A 21,638-nucleotide genomic window follows, 5' to 3' on the forward strand; every position below is an offset into this window, starting at 1 on the left:
TCGATACTTTGTCGTCATGGCCGGCAACTGGATTCCCAATCACGTCCGAACTGCACGAACACGTGCAAATAGCTGCATCTTCAGCCACTGACGCACACGCGGCGTGTTCGACTCAAAAGGCAGATAGAACAGGTAAGCGCCGCCAACAAGCACCAGATACATTCCGGCGTACATGAGGTAATGGGACAGCCGGTAGGGCGAGAGCTGGCCGAGACCCAACATTGACCCGAGCAGATGCCCCATCAACAGGATCAGTGGCACGTGCAGCACGTACAAGGTGAATGAAAAATTCGCGAAGAACCGTCCGGTCCGGTCCAGCCAGTCCAGCTTGGGCCCCAGGCGGCGCTTGAACTGCATGCTCGACAGGAATAGTACGAACAGCAGGCTGAAAACTAGATACTGCGGAAAGCCTTCCGGCGTGATGTCGGTTTTACCCTTCAGCCGGATGACGACGGCGCTGCCGACGAACAGGAACAGCAAGGTCCAGCGCCATAGCGGGCCCGCCTCGATCTTCACCCGTGAGAACGCAGCGCCTAACAGCCATATCGAAAAATAAATTAAGATGCTGCCGTGCACCAACTGGAAGATGGCGCCGATCGCCAACACCGCCGCGGCCCGCGTCGCGATTGTCCTGCCGCGAAATACCAGCACTAGAAGCGGGAACAGCACGTAGTACCAGGTTTCATTCGCCAGGCTCCATAATGGGAAGTTGCCGCCGAATGGAGGAACGACAATTGTCTGCAGCCCGATCATGTTCCCGAAAAACGTGCTCATCGAGTACAGCTCGGACGTCGAATACGACACGTGCGCCGTATCGAGGGCACCAACGGCAGCACCTGCAAGCAACACGGCCAGGAAAGTCGGCACAAGCACGACCCACAGCCGTGAGACCCTGTCGATGGTGTAATTCTGGAACGCCCGATCCGAGTCCAGTTTGTTGAGAAAGCTTCCGCCGACCAGCCAGCCACTGAGCACGAAAAAGACGATCACGGCCAGGTAAGCGAAACCGGCGCCGAACGCCAGGCCCTGAAACAACAACGGCGGGCTCGTTACTGTACCGAAGCCGGGATACATCTGGGCACGCAGATGTGCTGCGGCCACCACTAGCGCTGCGAGTCCCCTCAACAGGGAGATCAACATCGAGTGCCAACAGTCTTCCTGCAGATTCGTCTTTTCAAGAATGGTGATTTTAGGCATGACAGCCTCGCTATTTGTGAAAAACCCGAATAATGATATAACCCAGCCATTGTTGATGTCCTGACTAGCCCCAAGTGCAGGTGACACTTACGGGACATCGCTAAGGTCAGGGATTCCGAGCCGCTAAAAAGCTGTGCCTTGATGCATTCTCTTGATTTGCGGTACCATGCTTGGACGATGCGCACGATCTTTCGCCTTCTGCTGTGGCTTTCAATCACGGTGCTGTCCCTGCAGGGCGGCGCTGCGATGGCGGTCGGGCAGCCTGAACAGGCCGTGCACGAACCGGTGGTCATGCCCGGCCACCAACACCATCGGGCCGCCGTGCAAGCAGACGGCGAGCACTGCACCGAGGCTGGCTCGAAGACAATGGTTTCGTCGCACGCCAAGTGCGCCGCTTGCGCAAGTTGCTGCGTTGGCGCCGCCGCGCCTCCTGCACTACTGCCGACCTTTCACGCACCGCCGTTCTCTTCTTCGCTGCACGCGCTCGCGGAGGCCGCGATGACCTCCTTCGTCCCTCCCGCCCTCGAGCGACCACCACGCCTCGAGCTCGTTTGATTTTCCGGGCGCGCTGACGGCGCGCATCCGGGCTGCCTGGTGCGGCCCTCATCAACACGATACAAACCATGAAATTTTCAGACCTGCTGCTGTTCGCAGCTGGCGTGTCGCTGCTCGCTTGCGCGCAAGCGCAGCAGACCTTGGCGTCCGCCGCCGACGCGAATGCGCCTGTCGCGCCCCTGCAGTACCAATCCGTCTTCGGCGATGTCGCCGCGTCGAAGGAAGCGCCGCAACCACCCGATAAACGCTGGGCGCGCGCTAACCGCGTCGTCCTCGGCGAGGAAGCAGAAGCTCCCATATCGGGCGAACAGTCCACTGCTGGCGTATCCCAGAAGGTCTCCACGCAGGAACCGATGCACGGCAAGCACGAACACAAAGGAGCGCACCAGTGAACTCACCTGTACGACCTGGCCTGCGCCGATTGGCCGTAGCACTCAGCGCCGCGCTGCTAGCAGGCTGCGCGAGCTTTTCCCAGGATGGCGGACTCGATGATGTCGCCCGGATGACGCAGGAACGCATCGCCCAGCCGGCACCGTTGAAGCGGGACCGGGACTCGCGGGCCGAAGTGACCGCCCTGCTCTCCAAGCCCCTCACTGCCGACGCCGCGGTGCGCATTGCGCTGCTCAACAACCAGGGCCTGCAGGCATCCCTGGCCGAGCTCGCGATCGCCGAAGCGGACTTCGTCCAGGCTGGGCGTTTGCCGAACCCGGGCTTCAGCTTTGGCCGGGTTCGCGGCGGCGGCGAGACCGAAATCGACCGGGGTCTGTCCTTCGACCTAGCGGCGCTCGTGACCCTGCCGGCCCGCACGCGCATCGAACGCCGCCGCTTCGAACAAGCCAAGCTGCAGGCGGCAATGCAGGCCGTGAACCTGGCGGCCGACACGCGCAAGGCGTACTACTCAGCCGTGGCCGCAGCGCAGGCGTCGGCCTTCGCGGACAAGGTACGCGTATCGGCCGAGGCGGCCGCCGAGCTTGCCGCGCGCATGCGCGCCACAGGCAACTGGAGCACTCTCGACACCGCGCGTGAGCGCGCCTTCTACCAGGACGCGTTGACCCAGCAGGCCCAAGCCCGCCTGCAGGCCTCGACCGCACGCGAGGAACTGGTCCGCCTGCTGGGCCTGTGGGGCCCTTCCCTCGCATTCACCCTGCCGGACCGGCTGCCCGATCTGCCCGCCCAGCCAGACCAGCCGGCCAATGCCGAAGCGACCGCGCTATCACAGCGCCTCGACGTCCTCATCGCGCGTCAGGATGCGCAGGCGACGGCACAGGCGCTCGGCATGACCAAGACGACTGGCTTCATCAATGTGTTCGATGCGGGTTACGCCAACAAGAGCACGACCGGCGCGCCCCGCGAGAACGGCTACGAAGTTTCGCTCGAGTTGCCGCTGTTCGACTGGGGCGGCGCGCGCGTCGCGCGGGCACAGGCAACGTACATGCAGGCGGTCCACCGTACCGGCGACATCGCCGTGAAAGCGCGCTCCGAAGTGCGCCAGGCCTATGCGAGCTATCGCACTGCCTACGATATCGCCCGCCACTATCGCGACGAGGTCGTCCCTCTTCGCAAGCAGATCGCCGATGAAGTGCTGCTCCGCTACAACGGCATGCTGGCCAGCACCTTCGAACTGCTTGCCGAATCGCGCGAACAGCTTGCGGCCGTCAACGCCTCCATCGCAGCGCAGCGCGATTTCTGGATCGCCGACACCAATCTTCAGACCGCCATGAATGCAGGCGGCAAAACCGATGCAAGGACAGCACAATGATTTCCCGTCGAGATTTTTTCAAAGGCGCCGGCGCCGTCGCGGTAAGCAGTGCCGCGGTCAGCCGTGTGGGCGCAGCATCGCTGCCCGAAGCGATGGTAATGAACAATGCAAAAACCCATGTGCCGCCTCCGCCCGCCACCGGGCGTCCGTTCAACCCGGTCGTAACCCTGAACGGCTGGTCCCTGCCCTGGCGGATGAACAACGGCGTAAAGGAATTCCACCTGATTGCCGAACCGGTGGTGCGCGAGTTCGCTCCCGGCATGAAGGTCAACTTGTGGGGCTACAACGGCCAGTCCCCGGGCCCGACCATCGAGGTCGTCGAGGGTGACCGGGTGCGTATTTTCGTCACCAACAAGCTGCCTGAGCAAACCAGCGTGCACTGGCATGGTCAACGCCTGCCGAACGGCATGGACGGCGTGACCGGCCTCACCCAGCCGGGCATCCCACCAGGCAAGACCTTCGTCTACGAATTCGTGGCGCGGCGCCCGGGCACCTTCATGTACCACCCGCACGCCGACGAGATGACCCAGATGGCGATGGGCATGATGGGCTTCTGGGTGACGCACCCGAAGGACATCGCGCGGTTTGCCGTCGACCGCGACTTCGTGTTCCTGCTCAGCGCCTATGACATCGAACCGGGCAGCTATACGCCGAAGGTCAACACCATGCTGGACTTTAACCTCTGGACGTTCAACAGCCGGGTCTTCCCGGGGATCGACGCGATGCCGGTACGCCAGGGCGACCGTGTGCGCATCCGTGTCGGCAACCTGACTATGACCAACCACCCGATCCATCTTCACGGCCATGAGTTCGAGGTGACCGGCACCGATGGAGGCTGGACGCCGCCCGGCTCGCGCTGGCCGGAGGTGACGACGGACGTCGCCGTCGGCCAGATGCGGGCAATCGAGTTCATCGCCACTGACCCGGGCGACTGGGCATTCCACTGCCACAAGTCACACCACACGATGAATGCGATGGGCCATAACGTGCCGACGCTGATCGGCGTAGATCACCGCGGCATCGCCGAAAAGATCAGCAAGATCGTGCCGGACTACATGGTCATGGGCGAAAAGGGAGGGTCGATGGGTGGCATGGAAATGCCAATCCCGGAGAACACCCTGCCGATGATGACAGGTGACGGGCCGTTCGGCGGCGTCGAGATGGGCGGCATGTTCACCGTGCTGAAGGTGCGCAAGGACCAGAAGCGTGGCGACTACTCTGACCCGGGCTGGTACAAGCATCCGGCGGGTACGGTCGCCTACGAATGGACTGGTCAGTTGCCTGAGCCTGTACGCAGCAGCGACGCCGGACGCAGCCTGATGCCGTCCACCAGCAAGCCCGACGTCGAGCTGCAGGTGCGCAAACCCATGGGACACATGGATCACTAATTCGTCAGGGCTGCACGCACGGGCGGTGTTCGAATCTGCGAGACGCCGCCCTGCCTGAGAGCGATTCTTACTTGTTCTGGTGCTTTTGCAGCCAGGCGTCGAACTTCTGGATGTCCTTCTGTTGCGACGCGATGATTTTCTTCGCCTCCTTGACCATCTCCGGGTTTTTTCCGGATTCCACTTCGGCCTTGGCCATGTCGATGCCGGCCTGATGGTGGGCCCGCATCATCATCGCAAAGTCGTGGTCCGTGTCGCCGGACATCTGCATATCGCCCATCTTCTTCTGGTTCTCTTGCATTGCCATGTGCATCTTCATGGACCCGTCCGACCCGCCCGACTTCATCTGGTCGTGCATGCCGGAACTCGATTGCGCCAGGACCGAACCGGATCCGGCGAAAGCAAACACGGCGGCAAGGGCCGCATGCGCAAACGGCCGGGTGAGAGGGCTCTTGGCGAATAAGGCATTGGTTTTCATCTTTTCTCCATTGGGTGAAAGTAGTGTTCTACACAGCAGGCGTATCAATGCGCACCTGCGCCCATGCCTGCCGGCTGAGCCTTGCTCATCGAGCCCATCCGGCGGCACTCGGCCGCGCACCGGCGGCAGGCATCCGCACACGCCTGGCAATGCTGCATCTGGTGCTTGCCGCATTCCTCGGCGCACATGTCGCACACCTCGGCACATGCTTGGCAGATGGCCGATGCCGCTTCGCCGCCACGCGCCATCACGGACGCAGCCAGCCGACACAGTTGGGCACAGTCGATATCAAGCGCGATGCAGCGCGCCATCATCTTCACGTCCTCTTCCTGCAAGCAGGCAGCGGCGCACATGTCGCAAGCGTCGGCGCAGTCGTTACAGGCCTCGATACAGGATTCGAATTGCTGGTTTTGCATGATAATCTCCTTTGAAAAATATCGACGAACTCCCTTTCAGAACCGCCCTCTTCCAGATCTGCAGGGTTGACGAAGCCACCCTGCATCGTTATCAGAACCAGATACGCACGCCTGCAACGATCTGCGTATTCTTGTTTCGTTCTCTCCTCTCCCGTGCATAGTCGGCGGTGTCGCCGAAATTGCGCGCCCAGGTCACGCCGACATACGGGGCGAACTGGCGCCGGATCTCGTAGCGCAGGCGCAGGCCAAGTTCGAGATCGGACAGCCCGCTGCCCACGCCTCTGGCCGGATCGGCGCGGCTGTACAGGTTGGCCTCGACTTCGGGTTCCAGGATCAGCTGCTGCGTGAACAGCAGTTCGTAGCGCACGTTGAAACGGGCGGCAAGCCTTCCACCGGACCAGTAGGCGGTCGCTTCCGTATCGAACCAGTATGGCGCCAGGCCGCGCACGCCGAAGGCCAGCCAGTTGCGCGAATCACCGCCCCCGCTGTCGTGGCGTACGCCGAGCTGGGTACTCCAGAACGTCGCGAAGGTGCGATCCCACAAGGCTTCCGTGCGCAGGGACTGCAAGTGCCCTCCGCGCCGCTCACCCTCGGCCTTGAACCAGGCCTTGTTGTAGTCGTTCCCGTACCACGCGTCGGCGTCGAGGTTCTGGCCGTGTTCGCCGTCACCCTTCGCGTATTCGAACTTGTCGAGCAGGATCCGGCCGAAGCGCATCTCGTCGTTCATCTCGTTGCCAGGCAGGCGCGCGAAGCTCGTGCCTTCAGCATAGGCGTCCGGATCGCGTGCGTCGGGCGGTGGACTGCCGCCCTGCATCGGGCCCATCTTCATGTCGTGGCCCATTCCACCCATTCCGTCCATGCCGCCCATCGCTTGTCCCATGCTGTGGTCCATGCTTGGTTTGCCCTGTTGCGGCGCAGGCTTTGCGCCCTGCACTTGGCCGTCACCCGCATGATTCATCTGCGAATGATCCATCCCGGACTGGTCCATCTGCGATTTTTCCATCTGGGTATGGTCCATATGAGAATGATCCATCTGGGAGTGGTCCATTCCTTCCATCGTTTTGGACCGGCCCGTGCCGGATGCCTGGCCGGTGCCGCCCTCCTTCGGCGGCTCGGTCGTCTGAGCCGATGCCGCGTCCGCAGCCACGAGGCCAAAGATCAGCAGCGCGACCGCTGCACCGGTTTTCGTCGTTGCGGTTTTCATGAGACGACCACCTCCCTGAACATGCCTGCTTCCATGTGATAAAGAAGATGGCAGTGGTAAGCCCAATGGCCTGGGGCGTCGGCCGTCACCCGGTAAGTGACGCGCTGGGCCGGCTGCACGTTGATCGTGTGCTTGCGGACCAGGAACTCCCCGCTTGGCGACTCGAGCTCGCTCCACATGCCATGCAGGTGGATCGGGTGGTTCATCATGGTGTCGTTCACCAGCACGATGCGTAGCCGCTCGCCGTGCCTGAAGTGGACGGGCTTGGACTCCGAAAACTTCTGGCCATCGAAAGACCACATGAAGCGCTCCATGTTGCCGGTCAGGTGCAGTTCGATCTCGCGGGTCGGCTCACGGTCATCGACCGGTCCGCCGATCGTGTGGAGGTCGGCATAGGTCAGCACGCGCCTCCCGTTGTTGCGCAGATTGACACCGGGGTCGTCGAGATTGGTGCGAGGCATGTCGACGTGCATGTCGACACCCGGGCCATACTCGGTGCGGGCGTGGGTGACTTTCGGAGGCGTGCCCTGGGCCATTGGCATCGCGTGACCGCCGCCATGGCCAGCGTGCTGCATCGGCATCTGCATCTGCCCGTGGCCCTCGCCCATCCCGCCGTGGGACATGCCCGGCATGTTATGCATGCCCTCCATCGAGTGCATGTCGTGCGGCGCCTTCCCTTCCTTGCCCGGCGCCTGGTCCATGCCCGACATGCCGCCCATGCTCCCCATTGCCATCGCGCCCATCATGTCCTGCATGGCCAGCCATTGGGGCGGATCCATCTCGGGCACCGGGGCAGACATGCCCGCGCGCGGCGCGAGCGTCGCGCGCACGAAGCCGGAACGTCCGATCGACTGCGCGAAGATGGTGTAGGCCTGGTCGCCGGTTGGCTCGACCAGCACGTCATAGGTTTCGGCAACGGAAATCCGGAATTCATCGACCGGCACCGGCTCGACATCCTGTCCGTCCGCGGCGATCACCGTCATCTTCAGGCCCGGAATGCGAACGTCGAAGATCGTCGTCGCCGAGCCGTTGATGAAGCGCAGCCTGACTTTCTCACCCGGACGGAACAAGGCGGTCCAGTTCCTGTCCGCAGGCGTACCATTGATCAGGTAGGCCATCCTCACGCCCAGGTTGCGACTGGCGGTCACGTCGCTGAAGTCGGTCGGCAGCATGCGCATCTGGTTCCACATCTTGCGCTTGTCGAGCGCGGCCCCGAGGCCGTTCTTCCGTATGTCGCTCAAGAACTGGCCGACGGTCGGCTGGTTGGTGTTGAAGAAGTCGCTCGTTTTCTTGAGCTTGGCGAAGACCTTGGCGGGATCGCCATCGACCCAGTCCGACAGCATGACGACATAGTCACGGTCCGCCTTCACCCGTTCGCCGTTCTTCGGCTCGATCACGATCGAACCGGCCAGGCCGCTCTGTTCCTGAAACTCGGAATGGCTGTGGTACCAGTAGGTCCCGCACTGCTTGACCTGGAAGCGATATGTGAAGGTCTGGCCCGGAGGAATTCCGGTGAAACTGATGCCGGGCACGCCGTCCATCTCCGCCGGCACCAGGATGCCGTGCCAGTGAATGGAACTCGTGACCGGCAGCCGATTGGTCACGCGCAGCGTCACGGTGTCGCCCTCGCGCCAGTACAGGACCGGCCCAGGAACCTGGCCGTTGACCGCGGTGGCGACCTGGGGTGCGCCGGTGAAGTTGACCGGTGCCGGCATGATCTCGAGGTCGAATTCGGTGCCGCGCAAGATCGGCTGCGCGGACTGACCGGCTGCCAGCAGTCTGGCTGGCACCAGCCCGGCGAGAGCGGCGGCTCCAGCGCCCTGCAGGAGCCGCCGCCGCCACCGGTTCACGGCGCTCCCCTCAAAAACACGTTGCTGCATGAAGTATTCCCCTAGATGAAGTGGTGAAACAATTGCCGCAGTACGGACCCGCGTCGCGCACACAGGCGCACTCGCAACAAACCTCGCTGCGCACCTGCAACTACTTGGCGAATGCGGCCTGCGCGCACTCCCAAAGCGTGCGGGCTCCGCGCGTGTTTCGTCGATATCGAAATTCGAATGAAGATGGATGGCTGGTAGGCGTCGATCGATGGCATGTCGCGTGCATCCCGCATGCGCGACGTCTCCGACGGATGCCGAGAGAGCGTTCAGCCAATCTGGGAAGTCAAGCGCGTGGCGGTCGCTCTATGCGGGATGGGATCCAGCCCGTGAAGGAGGAGATTGGGGAAACGGAGTTAGTTGCAAACTGCTCTGCAGGAAACCCAGCAACCGCGAACGGCGGGGGCGCCGAGGCGCCGATATAACCGGCACTGCACGCCCGGCAGGAAGAATGCTTTTGGTGGGCGCCACTATCGCAGGGCATGTCATGATCTGCGACGACGCTGGCGTGCGCTTGTGCGGTCGACTGGGTCATCGACAACGCCATCTCATGCTCGTCGCAGTCATCCATGACCGCAGCTTCCGGGCTTGCCGACGTAGTATGCGCCATTCTGCATGGCGATGTGATCGTGGCGGCGATGCCCTGCATGGGCAGCGACACGATCAGTATCCATAGCATGAGGACTCGAACGAATGGGCGCATGTAAATCAATCTAGCACATGCAAAAATGACATGTCCGCACGATACGGCACCGCAACGTTCGAAGCTTACCTACCGATGGGATTGCCGATACATTCGCATATGCTAGAATCGACGTGTGAAAGCCATCCTGAAAGTCTTGATCGTCTGGATGACGTTGCTGGCGGTGCCGCTCCAAGGCTTCGCTTCCGCGACGATGTCCTTTTGTGTGCCGCCAGTGGCGGCACAGGACAGTCACGACCACGAATCGATGGCCGACGACGCCGACATGTCCAGTGCTCACGCCCATGACGAGCACGCGGGTTCGGATATGCAGGCCGATCATCATCCCGCGTCTCATCATCAGGCCGGCAAGTGTGCCACCTGTTCGACATGCAGCGCCTGTTTGTCGATGGCACCGTCGTTCGTTGCCGTGCTACCGGCAACTGCTTCTTCGTCAACAACCATTCCCTTTGACCGGCATCTCTTGCCATCGGTCTACCTTGCGCTTCTAGAGCGACCTCCACGCGTCTGACCTTTCACACTGCTGAACGTTTCGTTCCTGCCAAGGCACGGACATACCTGGCTACGTCTTCGTCGCCGGCACCTCAGCGTGCACAGCCCTTCTTTATCTGTAACTAAAACGGACCGCGTCAGGCCGGCAAGCGCCGTCGCGCGTCCACTGCAATTGAATTTTGACTGTTTTGGAGCTTCAAATGATTCGTTTTTCTTCCCTGTTCAGCACCCTCCTCGTTTCCGCCGGCCTTGCACTGGCAGCGGCCAATGCATCGGCACAGATGCAGATGCAGGACCACAGCCAGCACCACGCCGTGCCTGCCGCTTCGCAGGATGATGCGAATGCGCTGACCGATGGTGAGGTCAAGAAAATCGACAAAGACACCGGCAAGCTGACGGTGCAACATGGCCCGCTGACCAATCTCAACATGCCTGGTATGACCATGTCCTTCAAGGTGCAGGATCCAGCGATGCTCGACCAGGTGAAAGCTGGAGACAAAATCCGGCTGCGTGTCGAACGCATCAACGGCGCCTTCACGGTGACCAAACTGGAAGCGGCCAACTGAAGCTGCAGGCGTTCTGTCGGCGCTGCGGGCAGAACGCCGCACATCCATACCTCGACCTAACCACCGAATCAGGAATAAAAACATGTCCATCAAACACATCCTTGCCTTGGCCACTTTCGCTTTCGCAAGCACCGTAACTTCGGCCGCATTCGCACACGCCAAACTGCAATCGTCGGACCCTCAGACCGGCAGTACACTCGGCGATGCACCGAAGCAGGTGCGCCTCAAGTTCAACGAGGCGCTCGAGCCTGCGTTCAGCAAAATCAAAGTGATGGGACCCCAAAATAACGAAATCCCAGTCACCGCGACCACCGTCGACAAGGCGGATCCCACCGTCATGACGGCGCCGCTCCCGCCGCTGTCCTCGGGCGAGTATCACATCCAGTGGTCGACGATGACCCACGACGGTCACAAGGCAAAGGGCGAAGTCACGTTCAAGGTCAAGTGATGGGGCTGGAGCTGCAAACTGTCCAGCACCTTGTCACTGCCCTCCTGAACCTCGCCATAGCTGTCGTCACAGGTGCGAGCGCCTCACGCTTGTGGCTTGGCCGTGACGTATCCAGCTGGGTCGAGGCGCGTCGCCAGCCCGTCCGCAAGGCCGCATTCGCCGGTGCCGCGGTCGCGTTGGTCGCCAATGTCGTGCTTCTGTGGCTGGAATCGGCGTCGATGGCTGAGGTCCCCGTCACTGAAGCGGCCGGTGCTGCGTGGTCGATGCTGACTTCGACACACCTTGGGCTCGCGTGGTCCATTGGGATGTTCGGGCTGGCCATGGCTGCCGTGGGGACTTGCTTGCGCGGCGATCGAAACCAGGGTCCTGCACTACTGACTTTGGCGTCGCTCGCCGTGTTCTGGTACACGCGCAGCATGGTCAGCCACGCTGCCAGCGAGGGCGACTTCAGCCTGCCCTTGCTGGCGGACTGGATCCACCTCGGCCTGATCAGCCTGTGGGTCGGGGAAGTGTTCCTTGCTGGCGGGGTCATGTTGAGGGCAAGCGAAAACATGGCCGCGGCCGACAGGTGTGCGCGGGCGGCTTATGTGGCGTCCCTGTCCAGCTCGGCGACGTTGGCGCTCACCGGCATTTTCGCCACAGGCCTGTATGCAAGCTGGCGGAACCTGGGCGGATTCGAGCACCTGTCCGGCACCCCGTATGGCAACACCCTCGTGGCGAAGCTGCTGCTCGTGGGCATTGCGGCGGTGCTGGGTGGGATCAATCGCTTTTTCGTGATGCCGCCATGGCTCGCACGCGAGTCCACAGGAACTGCCGTGCCGGAGCTTCTGCCGATGCGCTTCAAGCGCATACTTTGGATCGAAGCCCTTGTCTTGCTGGCCGTTGTCATTCTGGCCGCCTGGCTTGCATCGACATCGCCCCCGGGCGAACAGATGTAGGACGTTCCAGCTGACTGGTAGTCGTTTTTACGCCGGCAGCCGACCACATCCGTCGGCTGCCGGCACACTGGAGAAGAATTATGTTCATCGGAAAATTCAAGAACCTCGCGGTCGCTGCCCTGATCGGGCTGCCGATGCTGGCCAGCGCCGCAACCCAGGCCGTCGAGGTCTACAAGACCGCAACCTGCGGCTGCTGTGAAGCGTGGGTCAAGCACCTGCGGGCCAACGGCTTCAAGGTCAATGCGCACGATGTCGCCAATCCATCCGACACCCGCGAGAAAATGGGCATTCCCGATCGGCTAGGCTCATGCCACACCGCAGTCGTCGGCGGGTATGCGATCGAAGGGCATGTGCCAGCCGCCGAGATCAAGCGGCTGCTTGCTGCGAAGCCGAAAGCGAAAGGTTTGGCGGTCCCGGCAATGCCGCCAGGTTCTCCGGGAATGGAAGGCCCGACGCGCATGCCGTACGACGTTCTGCTGGTCCGCAACGACGGCAGTACCACGGTCTACAAGCACTACAACTGAGCGATCGGGCGCCTGCAGCTACTTCGCTGTGCCGCGCAGGCGCAGCGCGTTGGTGATCACGGATACCGAGCTCAGACTCATCGCCAGCGCCGCGATCATCGGTGACAGCAGGCGGCCGGTGAACGGATAAAGCGCGCCTGCGGCCAACGGAATCCCGAGCGCGTTGTAGAAAAAGGCGAAAGCCAGGTTCTGCCACATGTTTCGCACAGTCTCCAGCGACAGCAGGCGCGCCCGCGCGATACCGCGCAGGTCGCCCTTGACCAGGGTGACGTGGGCCGAATTGATGGCGACATCGGTTCCGGTACCCATCGCGATACCCACATTGGCCTTGGCCAGTGCGGGGGAGTCGTTGATGCCATCCCCCGCCATCGCGACCGTCTTTCCTTCAGCCTGAAGCCTTTCCACCAGTGCCAGCTTGTCCTGCGGCTTGACCTCGCCATAGACTTCCTGGATCCCGAGCTTTGCCGCAACCGACCTGGCGGTGGTGACACCGTCACCGGTCGCCATGACGACCGTGATGCCGGCGTCCTTGAGGGTTGCCAGCGCTTCTGGCGTGGTCTGCTTGACCGGGTCGGATACCGCCACGAGCCCGAGGAGCTGCCGGTTGACTGCCAGGTACATGACGCTCGCGCCTTCCTGGCGCCAGCTTTCCGCTTGAGCCGCGAGGGGTTTCCAGTCCACCCTTTCGATGTCCATGAGCGCTGTATTGCCAAGGGCAATGTGCTTGCCCTCGACAACGCCACGCACGCCGATGCCGCTGGACGACTCGAAAGTCTCCGGCTTTGCCAGGGACAGGCCGCGGGTGCGCGCCTCAGTGACAATTGCATGGGCCAACGGGTGTTCGCTGCCCTGGTCGATGCTCGCTGCGATCCGCAATACCTCCTGTTCGTTCCCGCCGGGCACCGCGGCAACCGAATGGAACGCCGGCTTGCCTTCGGTGAGTGTCCCCGTCTTGTCCACGATCAGGGTATCGATCTTGCGCATGTCCTCGATGGCCGCCGCATCACGGAACAGGATGCCCTGCGTGGCGCCGCGGCCAGTGGCTGCCATGATGGACATCGGCGTCGCCAGCCCAAGCGCACAGGGGCAGGCAATGATCAGCACCGAGACCGCATTGACGAAGCCGTACACCCAGCTCGGTTCTGGCCCGAAAAGCCCCCAACCGAGCAGCGTCAGCAAGGCAATGGCCACGACAATCGTCACGAAGTAGCCTGCCACCACGTCGGCCAGGCGCTGCATCGGTGCGCGCGAACGCTGTGCCTGGGCGACCATCTGGACGATTTGCGACAGCATGGTTTGTGAGCCCACTTTTTCTGAGCGCACGATCAGGCTGCCACTGGCATTGATGGTGGCGCCGATCACCTTGTCGCCCGGGCGCTTGGTCACGGGCACAGGCTCGCCGGTCAACATGGATTCGTCGACCGCGCTTTCGCCCTCCAGAACAGTGCCGTCGACCGGCACCTTTTCGCCCGGACGCACACGCAGCGCATCGCCGACGTGCACATGAGTCAACGGAATGTCTTCTTCCGTGCCATCGGCATTGATGCGCCGCGCCGTCTTCGGCGCCAGGCCCAGCAGCGATTTGATCGCAGCGGATGTCTGTGATCTTGCCCGCAGCTCGAGGATCTGACCCAGCAGGGTCAGGGAAATGATGACTGCGGCCGCCTCGTAGTACACCCCGATGCGCCCATGCATGAGGAAGGTTTGTGGGAACAGGCCCGGGGCCACGGTCGCAACCACGCTATAGCCGTAGGCCGCGGCGACGCCGAGCCCGATAAGCGTCCACATGTTGGGGCTGCGATTCCTGATCGACTGCACCGCGCGCGTAAAGAACGGCCACCCGGCCCACAGCACGACCGGCGTGCTCAGCACGAGCTCGATCCAGCTTTGCCCAGGCAGACCGTCCGGGAAAATACGATGCCCCGCCATCGCAAGCACGGTCACGATGACCGTCAGCGGCAGGGTCCACCAGAAGCGGCGCTTGAAATCCACCAGTTCCGGATTTTCCTCTTCTTCCAGCGACGGAAGCATGGGTTCGAGCGTCATGCCGCAAATCGGACAGTTGCCGGGCTGCGGCTGCCGAACTTCCGGGTGCATCGGGCAGGTATAGATCGCGCCTTCCGGCGCGCTCGTCGGCGGTTCATGGGCAGCGGAGCCTATGTACTGCTGGGGCGCCATCCGGAACTTGTCCATGCACCTGGAACTGCAGAAATGATAGGTCTGCCCTTCGTGCCGAATTTCTTTGGCGGGGTCGGGACCGACTTTCATCCCGCACACCGGATCGGTGAACGGCTTGTCACCGGTTCCGCTCCTGTGATGCATGTCGTGGCCAGTTCCATGGCCATGATGATGTTCGTGGCCGTTGTGGTCGTGATGCGAATGATCGTTCATATCGAAACCTTTTGTGGGTTCGTTATTGAAAGCTCACATTAGACGCTCACCCGGACTCAGGCCGCGTCTACCTGGCTTGCAGGATAGCCGGCAGCGGTAATCGCGACGGCGACTGCGTCCGGTGCTTCCACGCTTTCCACGCGGACCAGCCTGTCTTTCAACAGCACCTCGATTTTTGCGTTCGGATCCAAGGCCTGCACGGTACGGGTAACCCGGTTGGCGCAGCCGCCGCAGGACATTTTTTCTACCTTGAGCGTGTACATGGCGTTCCTCCTGTCTGATTGCTCTGGCTACAATGTAGACCTTCCCATGATGGGAAGGTCAAGCCTGATCTGCGCGGCCAGGGCCAAGACGTTTCAATGCTCGCTCGACTGTTGCTACGTCGGTCGGCCGTTCGACATTGACCCTGCGCGTTTTCAAATCGATGCCGACTTTTAAGCAGGGGTCGATTGCCCGGATTGCCGCTTTCAGCCGGTAGGCGCAAAACATGCAATACATACCGTTCACTTGAAACTCAACCATATAGCCCTCCTGAGGGGTAAGTTCAGGGAAGCGTAAACCTTCCAATAATGGCAAGGTCAATGGGTTCCGAAATCGGGCGATGTCGTAGCAGAGCCATGGCTCTTGCGTGTCGCACGTTAACTTGCTCGTTCCGACACAGCCTGCTTGATCCTTGACTGTTGACGCAAACCTCGTCGCCGAATCAGCAAGTAGACCACCGGCACCACGAACATCGAAAGCAAGGGCGCCGTAATCATCCCGCCAACCATCGGCGCGGCGATCCGCTGCATGATCTCCGAACCGGTGCCGGCCCCGACCATGGCCGGCACCAGGCCGCCGATGATCACCGCGACCGTCATCGCTTTCGGCCGCACGCGCAGCACGGCGCCCTCGCGGATCGCGTCGACCAGGTCGGCCTCGCTCCCCTTGCCTTCCGCCAGGCGCACCTCCCAGGCATGCTTCAGGTACAGCAGCATGATCACGCCGAACTCGGCCGAGACGCCCGCAAGCGCAATGAAGCCCACCCCGCCCGCCACCGACAGGTTGTGCCCCAGCAGCCATAACAGCCAGGCCCCGCCGGCCAATGCGAACGGCAGGGTCGCCATAATCAGCGCAGCCTCGTCGAAGCGGCCGAAGGTCAGGTACAGCAGCACGAAGATGATGGCCAGCGTCGCCGGCACGACCACCTTCAGCTTCGCAACCGCGCGCTCGAGGTATTCGAATTGTCCGGACCAGGACACAGAGTACCCGGCCGGCAGCCGCACCTCCTTCGCGACGACCTGCTGCATCTCCCGCACCGCCGACCTCAGGTCGCGCCCCCGAACGTCGACGTACACCCAACCCGACAGGCGGGCGTTCTCGCTCTTGAGCATGGGCGGCCCATCGTTGATGCGGATGGCGGCCACGTCGCCAAGCCGGATCTGGGCGCCCGCTCCGGTGAGCACAGGCAGCTCGCGCAGCTTCTCCAGCGAGTCACGCACCTCGCGCGGGTAGCGCACATTGATCGGGAAGCGCTGCAAGCCCTCGACCGTTTCGCCGATGTTCTCGCCGCCGACCGCGGCGGAAATCACGCTTTGCACGTCCGCCACGTTCATGCCGAAGCGGGCCGCGGCTGCGCGGTCGATCTGCACGTCGATGTAGCGCCCGCCGTTCAGCCGCTCGGCCAGCGCCGACGAGACGCCAGGCACCTTGCGCACCGCAGCCTCGATTGCGCCGGTGACGCGGTCGATCTCCTGCAGGCTATTTCCCGCCACCTTGATGCCGACCGGGCTTTTCACGCCGGTCGCCAGCATGTCGATGCGGTTGCGGATCGGCGGCACCCAGACGTTGGACAGACCCGGCACCTTGACGACCCGGTCGAGCTCTTCGACCAGCTTGTCCGGCGTCATCCCGGCGCGCCATTGGTCCCGCGGCTTGAACTGGATGGTGGTTTCGAACATCTCGAGCGGAGCAGGATCGGTGGCGGTTTCGGCCCTGCCCGCTTTTCCGAACACGGTTTGGACCTCGGGCACCGTCTTGATCAGGCGATCGGTCCGCTGTAGCAACTCCGCCGTCTTGCCCACGCCGATGCCCGGCAGCGCCGATGGCATGTACAGCAGGTCGCCTTCGTCCAACGGCGGCATGAACTCACCGCCAAGACGGCTGACCGGCCAGATCGTCGCGATGGCAATCAAGGCAGCGACCGTGAGCGTGCCCTTCGGGTGGCGCAGCACGGCGTCGAGCAGCGGCCGGTACGCGCGGATCAGGAAGCGGTTGAGCGGGTTCGCGTCTTCCCGCGGAATCCTGCCGCGGATGAGGTAACCCATCAGGACCGGAATCAGGGTTACCGCTAAGCCCGCGGCCGCGGCCATCGCATAGGTCTTGGTGTATGCCAGGGGTGCGAACAGCTTTCCTTCCTGCGCCTCCAGTGCGAACACGGGAACGAACGAGAGCACGATGATGAGCAGCGAGAAGAACAGTGCCGGCCCGACCTCGGCGGCCGCCTGTTCGATCACCTGCCAGTGTGCGGCGCCTTCCAGCCTCTTGCCAGGATGCCGGTGACTCCAGGCTTCCAGGTGCTTGTGGGCGTTCTCGATCATGACCACGGCCGCGTCGACCATCGCGCCGATCGCAATCGCGATGCCGCCCAGCGACATGATGTTCGCGTTCACACCTTGGTAATACATGATCGTATAGGCAGCAAGAATCCCCAGCGGCAAGGAGACGATGGCCACCAGTGCCGAGCGCAGATGGAACAGGAACAGCGCGCAGACCACTGCGACGACAATGAACTCCTCGACCAGCTTGTGCTCCAGGTTCGTCACCGCACGCGTGATCAGGCTAGACCGGTCATAGGTCGGCACGACTTCGACCCCCGCAGGCAGGCTGGTCTTGAGCTGGGCTAGCTTCGCCTTCACGGCACCGATGGTCTCAAGTGCGTTCTTCCCAGAGCGCATGACGATGATGCCGCCGGCGACCTCGCCTTCCCCGTTCAGCTCCGCGATCCCGCGCCGCATCTCGGGACCGACCTGCACGCGCGCGACGTCTCCCAGGGTTACCGGCACACCGCCGGCGCCGGTCCTCAGCGGAATGTGCCGGAAATCGTCGAGCGTCGCTAGGTAACCGGAAGCCCGGACCATGTACTCGGCCTCGCCCAGTTCGAGCACGGAGCCGCCGGCTTCCTGGTTCGCTTTCTGTACCGCATCGACAACGGTAGCGTGCGTGATCCCGTAGGCGCGCAGTTTGTCGGGGTCCAGTTGGATCTGGTACTGGCGCACCATGCCCCCGATGCTAGCGACTTCGGACACGTTCGGTACCGTCTTCAGTTCGTACTTCAGGAACCAGTCCTGCAGGGCGCGCAGTTGCGACAGGTCGTGCTTGCCGGTGCCATCGACCAGCGCGTATTCGTAGACCCAGCCGATGCCGGTCGCATCCGGCCCAAGCGCCGGCTTGGCCTGCGGCGGCAGGCGCGACTGGATCTGGTTCAGGTATTCCAGCACCCGCGAGCGCGCCCAGTAGGGATCGGTCCCGTCCTGGAACAGGATGTAGACGAAGGAGTCGCCGAAGAACGAGTAGCCGCGCACGCTCCGTGCGCCCGGCACCGACAGCATGGTGGTCGTCAGCGGATAGGTCACCTGGTTCTCGACGATCTGCGGCGCCTGGCCCGGATAGGTCGTGCGGATGATCACCTGTACGTCCGACAAGTCCGGCAGGGCATCGACCGGCGTACGCTGAACGGACCAGATACCCCACGCCACCAGGCCGACGGTCGCCAGCAGCACGAGGAAACGGTTGGCGATCGACCAGCGGATCAGGCGCGCGATCATTTACCGTCTCCAGACGCGCTGGCGGTGCGCGAGATAGAGATGATCTTGAACATGCCGTCATCCGACGCCTGGAATTCGAACTGCACGGTGTCCCCGACCTTGATCTCCTTAGGCAGGCCGCCGGCCGGCGGCGCGAAGCCCATCGTCATTGGCGGCCACTTCAGGCTGGGAACGGGCCCATGCGAGATCGTCACCTCGTCCTTGGCTATCTGTTCGACCTCGCCGGTTGCCCGATGCGTCGGGTTTTTCGCCGTTATGGTTGGCATGGGCTCCGCGGAGGCGGCTCCGCCAAGTCGCTGCAAGGTGCCGCGCAGACTCGCCTCCGAATCGATCAGGAACTGGCCCGACACCACGACTTTCTGGCCTTCGCTCAGGCCTTTGACGACTTCGGTCTGTCCGTTCGCCTCCGCACCCGTGGCGATCTCCATAGGCGCGAATTTTCCTTTCTCAGGCGCAGTAATCACGACGGTACGTGTACCAGTCTGGATGACGGCTTCCGATGGCACCAACAGCGTTTCACTGCTCTGCGCAGGCGCCATGTGAATGGTCGCGAACATTCCCGGCACCAGTTTCCCGCCAGGGTTGGCCAGTTCGATACGGGCCTTCAGCGTACGCGTGGCCGTGTTCACATCCGGCAGCAGTGCCTCCACCTTGCCGCTGAACTCCGTACCAGGAAAAGCCGGGCTGGTTGCACGGACGGCCATCCCCGGTCGGACCTGCGCCGCTGCACTCTCCGGCACCTCGGCATTGACCCAGACCGTGCGCAGGCCGTTAATCCGGAACAGCGGGGCCCCGAGCGAGACTGCCATTCCTTCGCGTACCGTCAGTTCGCTGACGACGCCGTCGACCGGCGCGGTGACGGTAATGCGGGGGCTGACCTTTGATCGTGCACTCACCTGCCTGACCTGTTGTTCGGTCATGCCCACCAGGCGCAACCGCTGTAGCGCGGCATCGAGCAAGCCCACGGTCTCGCCACCGGCCGGCATGCGCTTGATGGCCAGGTATTCCTCCTGTGCGGCCACCCAGTCGGGCACATATAGCTGGAGCAATGCCTGGCCCTTGCGCACCGGATCGAGCGGCGCGCGCACGAACAACTTTTCCACGTAGCCGCTGCTGCGGGCCTGGAGCAGGACGAGGTCGCGTTCGTTGAACGCCACATTGCCCACGGCGTCCAGGGTACTGGCCAGGGAGCCCTTCCGGACCTCGGCGATCCGTATGCCGAGATTCTGCTGGACGCCTGGGCTGACGGCCACGCCGCCTTCCGACTGGGCTTCGTCCGCATAGACGGGCACCAGGTCCATGTCCATGAAGGGCGATTTGCCAGGCTTGTCGAACTTCTGGCCAGGCACCATCGGATCGTGCCAGTACAGGACTCTCCGTTCCGTTTTATCGGTTCCGGGGGTGGCGATGGCTGCCGGGGCTGCGCCGTGTGCGCCCGCCCGAATACCGAGGTGATAGGCTCCGGCGCCAGTCAATCCGAGCACAACCAGCGCGCCGATGACTGAAATGATGACGCGACGGTTCATGGCCTTGCCTCCGGCTGATTCATGGAAGGCGGCATGCTGCGGCCCGACGGATAAAGAAAGTTTAGCTGCGCCCAGCGCTTTGCCGTCTCGGCCTCAAGCTGCAAGGCTTGGAGGCGGACGTCGAGTTCGTTGCGGCGCGCTGCCAATACCTCGGCCAGCCCGGCCTTGCCGCCACGGTAGGCGGCGAGAACGGCCGTGCTCTGGTCGGCGGCGATGGGTTCAAGCTCGCGTTTGTAGCGGGCGAGGCGCTCACGGCCGCTGCGCCACTCGTCCAGCATCACCCGCACTTCCGCGGCATGGGCGCGCAGCACCTCCTCGCGCTCGTCCCTGACCTGGTCGGCTTGCATGATCTTTGCCGCGAGTTCGCGGTCCTGGCGGTTCTTTCTATCCCACTGCAGCGGTACCGATAGCCCCACAGACAGCATGTTCGAATAACCCTGCCCCCGGTGCTGCAGCGACACCTCGACCGACCAGTCAGGATGCCGGTTTGCCGCGGCAAGCTGGGCTTCCGTGCGCACGATCGCTTCCTGGCGGTCGAGCACAGCGATCTCGGGGTGGTGCGCAAGCTGGCTGTCGATCGAGTCGGGATCGAGCCGGACCTGGTCGATACTTGGAAAACTTTCAGGCGCGACGTCGACATCGGGGCCCGCCCAGCGCGCTAAGGTGCTCTGCGCTGTTCTGACACGCGTATCGAATTCGCTTACCTTGTCCTGGGCAGCGCCGATACGGCCTCGGGCCGCGAATACATCGCCCTGGCTGCCCTTCCCGGCCCGGTATGCGGCTTCTGCGGCCTCGAGATCGAGCTGCGCCTGGCTGACCTGTTGGCGGACGAGGTCGGCCATCTGCTTCGCGAAATACAGGTCGATCCAGGCCTGCGCGGTTTCGCGTTCAATCCGGGCGATGGCCACTTCCTTTTCCGCTGTGGCCTTATCCGCCGTCCGGTCCAGCTGCGCCGCTCGCAGGCGCCGCTTGTCGGACCCGATCAGTTCCTGCATCACGCCGATCCTGCGCATGGTCATGAAGTCGGAACCGATATTGAAGCGGTCGGAACCGCTGACCGGCAGATTGTCGATGCCGGCACGGAGGACCGGGTCGGGCAAGCGGCCGGCGGCGACCGCGAGTGCCCGAGCAGCTGCGATGGAGGCGTCCTGTGCTGGCAATGAGCGCGAGCGCTCCAGGGCGCGCTTCTGCGCCTCCGCCAGCGTCAGGCGTGCGCTGGCGGCGGCGGCCTGATCATTGGGTAAGGCAAGGCACAACAGCATTGCGAGCGCAAGCGTCGAGCCGAACACGTCGGGGCGACAGGGGGTGCGCCTCCTGGTGAGGTGAAGGAAATGCATGTAATAGCTCCAGAGTGCGAAGAACGGCACCGCCGC

20 protein-coding genes are annotated in these 21,638 nt (G+C 63.0%); 9 read left to right on the forward strand and 11 right to left on the reverse strand.

Annotated elements, in window-relative coordinates:
- Window positions 1–39: 39 nt before the first annotated feature.
- Window positions 40–1,197: an acyltransferase family protein gene (locus ACL58G_RS22005; protein WP_440963168.1), complete on the reverse strand. Its 1,158-nt coding sequence runs from the start codon at window positions 1,195–1,197 to the stop codon at window positions 40–42.
- A 177-nt stretch (window positions 1,198–1,374) separates the two neighbouring features.
- Between ACL58G_RS22005 and ACL58G_RS22010 the strand changes: the two genes are divergently transcribed.
- The 4 genes from ACL58G_RS22010 (at window position 1,375) to ACL58G_RS22025 (ending at window position 4,899) form a co-directional block, all read left to right on the forward strand.
- Window positions 1,375–1,752: a hypothetical protein gene (locus ACL58G_RS22010; RefSeq protein ID WP_440963169.1), complete on the forward strand. Its 378-nt coding sequence runs from the start codon at window positions 1,375–1,377 to the stop codon at window positions 1,750–1,752.
- Window positions 1,753–1,820: 68 nt separating this feature from the next.
- A complete protein-coding gene (locus ACL58G_RS22015; RefSeq protein ID WP_440963170.1) occupies window positions 1,821–2,144 on the forward strand; it encodes a hypothetical protein in 324 nt (107 codons plus the stop codon).
- A 110-nt stretch (window positions 2,145–2,254) separates the two neighbouring features.
- Complete coding sequence (locus ACL58G_RS22020) at window positions 2,255–3,511, forward strand: TolC family protein (protein ID WP_440963171.1); 1,257 nt, start codon at window positions 2,255–2,257, stop codon at window positions 3,509–3,511.
- Window positions 3,508–4,899: a multicopper oxidase family protein gene (locus ACL58G_RS22025; RefSeq protein ID WP_440963172.1), complete on the forward strand. Its 1,392-nt coding sequence runs from the start codon at window positions 3,508–3,510 to the stop codon at window positions 4,897–4,899. Before ACL58G_RS22020 ends, ACL58G_RS22025 begins: the two co-directional genes overlap by 4 nt.
- Window positions 4,900–4,966: 67 nt before the next feature.
- On the opposite strand, the gene ACL58G_RS22030 is transcribed toward ACL58G_RS22025, so the two are convergent.
- From ACL58G_RS22030 to ACL58G_RS22045, 4 genes are all read right to left on the reverse strand, one after another.
- On the reverse strand, window positions 4,967–5,374 hold the full coding sequence (locus tag ACL58G_RS22030; protein ID WP_440963173.1) for a DUF305 domain-containing protein: 408 nt from the start codon (window positions 5,372–5,374) through the stop codon (window positions 4,967–4,969).
- Between the two features lie 44 nt (window positions 5,375–5,418).
- Window positions 5,419–5,790, reverse strand: a complete 372-nt coding sequence (locus tag ACL58G_RS22035) for a four-helix bundle copper-binding protein (protein WP_440963174.1) — start codon at window positions 5,788–5,790, stop codon at window positions 5,419–5,421.
- Window positions 5,791–5,881: 91 nt separating this feature from the next.
- Complete coding sequence (locus ACL58G_RS22040) at window positions 5,882–6,994, reverse strand: copper resistance protein B (protein WP_440963175.1); 1,113 nt, start codon at window positions 6,992–6,994, stop codon at window positions 5,882–5,884.
- A complete protein-coding gene (locus ACL58G_RS22045) occupies window positions 6,991–8,874 on the reverse strand; it encodes a copper resistance system multicopper oxidase (RefSeq protein ID WP_440963176.1) in 1,884 nt (627 codons plus the stop codon). Before ACL58G_RS22045 ends, ACL58G_RS22040 begins: the two co-directional genes overlap by 4 nt.
- Window positions 8,875–9,689: 815 nt before the next feature.
- On the opposite strand from ACL58G_RS22045, the gene ACL58G_RS22050 reads away from it, so the two are divergent.
- The 5 genes from ACL58G_RS22050 (at window position 9,690) to ACL58G_RS22070 (ending at window position 12,542) form a co-directional block, all read left to right on the forward strand.
- Entirely contained in the window at window positions 9,690–10,085 is a 396-nt protein-coding gene (locus tag ACL58G_RS22050) for a DUF2946 family protein (RefSeq protein ID WP_440963177.1), read from the forward strand.
- 181 nt (window positions 10,086–10,266) lie between these two features.
- The gene (locus ACL58G_RS22055; RefSeq protein ID WP_440963178.1) at window positions 10,267–10,632 is read left to right on the forward strand and encodes a copper-binding protein; all 366 of its coding nucleotides are present in this window, start codon (window positions 10,267–10,269) and stop codon (window positions 10,630–10,632) included.
- A gap of 82 nt (window positions 10,633–10,714) precedes the next feature.
- Entirely contained in the window at window positions 10,715–11,080 is a 366-nt protein-coding gene (copC, locus tag ACL58G_RS22060; protein WP_440963179.1) for a copper homeostasis periplasmic binding protein CopC, read from the forward strand.
- A complete protein-coding gene (locus tag ACL58G_RS22065; RefSeq protein WP_440963180.1) occupies window positions 11,080–12,018 on the forward strand; it encodes a copper resistance D family protein in 939 nt (312 codons plus the stop codon). Before copC ends, ACL58G_RS22065 begins: the two co-directional genes overlap by 1 nt.
- Before the next feature lie 80 nt (window positions 12,019–12,098).
- Entirely contained in the window at window positions 12,099–12,542 is a 444-nt protein-coding gene (locus tag ACL58G_RS22070; RefSeq protein WP_440963181.1) for a DUF411 domain-containing protein, read from the forward strand.
- An 18-nt stretch (window positions 12,543–12,560) separates the two neighbouring features.
- On the opposite strand, the gene ACL58G_RS22075 is transcribed toward ACL58G_RS22070, so the two are convergent.
- The 6 genes from ACL58G_RS22075 to ACL58G_RS22100 all read right to left on the reverse strand — a co-directional run bounded on the left by ACL58G_RS22075 (window position 12,561) and on the right by ACL58G_RS22100 (window position 21,602).
- Window positions 12,561–14,933, reverse strand: a complete 2,373-nt coding sequence (locus ACL58G_RS22075) for a heavy metal translocating P-type ATPase (protein WP_440963182.1) — start codon at window positions 14,931–14,933, stop codon at window positions 12,561–12,563.
- Between the two features lie 56 nt (window positions 14,934–14,989).
- Window positions 14,990–15,196 (reverse strand): heavy-metal-associated domain-containing protein, encoded by a 207-nt coding sequence (locus ACL58G_RS22080; protein WP_440963183.1) that lies wholly within the window; start codon window positions 15,194–15,196, stop codon window positions 14,990–14,992.
- Between the two features lie 58 nt (window positions 15,197–15,254).
- The gene (locus ACL58G_RS22085; protein WP_440963184.1) at window positions 15,255–15,455 is read right to left on the reverse strand and encodes a heavy-metal-associated domain-containing protein; all 201 of its coding nucleotides are present in this window, start codon (window positions 15,453–15,455) and stop codon (window positions 15,255–15,257) included.
- Between the two features lie 116 nt (window positions 15,456–15,571).
- Window positions 15,572–18,739: an efflux RND transporter permease subunit gene (locus ACL58G_RS22090; protein ID WP_440963185.1), complete on the reverse strand. Its 3,168-nt coding sequence runs from the start codon at window positions 18,737–18,739 to the stop codon at window positions 15,572–15,574.
- Window positions 18,736–20,265 carry an efflux RND transporter periplasmic adaptor subunit gene (locus ACL58G_RS22095; RefSeq protein WP_440963186.1) on the reverse strand — a complete coding sequence of 510 codons (1,530 nt, stop codon included), beginning with the start codon at window positions 20,263–20,265 and terminating at the stop codon, window positions 18,736–18,738. Before ACL58G_RS22095 ends, ACL58G_RS22090 begins: the two co-directional genes overlap by 4 nt.
- On the reverse strand, window positions 20,262–21,602 hold the full coding sequence (locus ACL58G_RS22100) for a TolC family protein (protein ID WP_440963187.1): 1,341 nt from the start codon (window positions 21,600–21,602) through the stop codon (window positions 20,262–20,264). Before ACL58G_RS22100 ends, ACL58G_RS22095 begins: the two co-directional genes overlap by 4 nt.
- Between the last annotated feature and the right edge of the window lie 36 nt (window positions 21,603–21,638).

Origin of the sequence: Massilia sp. GER05 (genome assembly GCF_052056005.1) — a bacterium.
GTDB lineage: Bacteria > Pseudomonadota > Gammaproteobacteria > Burkholderiales > Burkholderiaceae_D > Telluria > Telluria orientalis.

Bases quoted from the DNA above. Each gene is read 5' to 3' on its own strand.
- ACL58G_RS22005 (WP_440963168.1), bottom strand. From the start codon at position 1,197: ATGCCTAAAATCACCATTCTTGAAAAGACGAATCTGCAGGAAGACTGT.
- ACL58G_RS22010 (WP_440963169.1), top strand. From the start codon at position 1,375: ATGCGCACGATCTTTCGCCTTCTGCTGTGGCTTTCAATCACGGTGCTG.
- ACL58G_RS22015 (WP_440963170.1), top strand. From the start codon at position 1,821: ATGAAATTTTCAGACCTGCTGCTGTTCGCAGCTGGCGTGTCGCTGCTC.
- ACL58G_RS22020 (WP_440963171.1), top strand. From the start codon at position 2,255: ATGACGCAGGAACGCATCGCCCAGCCGGCACCGTTGAAGCGGGACCGG.
- ACL58G_RS22025 (WP_440963172.1), top strand. From the start codon at position 3,508: ATGATTTCCCGTCGAGATTTTTTCAAAGGCGCCGGCGCCGTCGCGGTA.
- ACL58G_RS22030 (WP_440963173.1), bottom strand. From the start codon at position 5,374: ATGAAAACCAATGCCTTATTCGCCAAGAGCCCTCTCACCCGGCCGTTT.
- ACL58G_RS22035 (WP_440963174.1), bottom strand. From the start codon at position 5,790: ATGCAAAACCAGCAATTCGAATCCTGTATCGAGGCCTGTAACGACTGC.
- ACL58G_RS22040 (WP_440963175.1), bottom strand. From the start codon at position 6,994: ATGAAAACCGCAACGACGAAAACCGGTGCAGCGGTCGCGCTGCTGATC.
- ACL58G_RS22045 (WP_440963176.1), bottom strand. From the start codon at position 8,874: ATGCAGCAACGTGTTTTTGAGGGGAGCGCCGTGAACCGGTGGCGGCGG.
- ACL58G_RS22055 (WP_440963178.1), top strand. From the start codon at position 10,267: ATGATTCGTTTTTCTTCCCTGTTCAGCACCCTCCTCGTTTCCGCCGGC.
- copC (WP_440963179.1), top strand. From the start codon at position 10,715: ATGTCCATCAAACACATCCTTGCCTTGGCCACTTTCGCTTTCGCAAGC.
- ACL58G_RS22065 (WP_440963180.1), top strand. From the start codon at position 11,080: ATGGGGCTGGAGCTGCAAACTGTCCAGCACCTTGTCACTGCCCTCCTG.
- ACL58G_RS22070 (WP_440963181.1), top strand. From the start codon at position 12,099: ATGTTCATCGGAAAATTCAAGAACCTCGCGGTCGCTGCCCTGATCGGG.
- ACL58G_RS22075 (WP_440963182.1), bottom strand. From the start codon at position 14,933: ATGAACGATCATTCGCATCACGACCACAACGGCCACGAACATCATCAT.
- ACL58G_RS22080 (WP_440963183.1), bottom strand. From the start codon at position 15,196: ATGTACACGCTCAAGGTAGAAAAAATGTCCTGCGGCGGCTGCGCCAAC.
- ACL58G_RS22085 (WP_440963184.1), bottom strand. From the start codon at position 15,455: ATGGTTGAGTTTCAAGTGAACGGTATGTATTGCATGTTTTGCGCCTAC.
- ACL58G_RS22090 (WP_440963185.1), bottom strand. From the start codon at position 18,739: ATGATCGCGCGCCTGATCCGCTGGTCGATCGCCAACCGTTTCCTCGTG.
- ACL58G_RS22095 (WP_440963186.1), bottom strand. From the start codon at position 20,265: ATGAACCGTCGCGTCATCATTTCAGTCATCGGCGCGCTGGTTGTGCTC.
- ACL58G_RS22100 (WP_440963187.1), bottom strand. From the start codon at position 21,602: ATGCATTTCCTTCACCTCACCAGGAGGCGCACCCCCTGTCGCCCCGAC.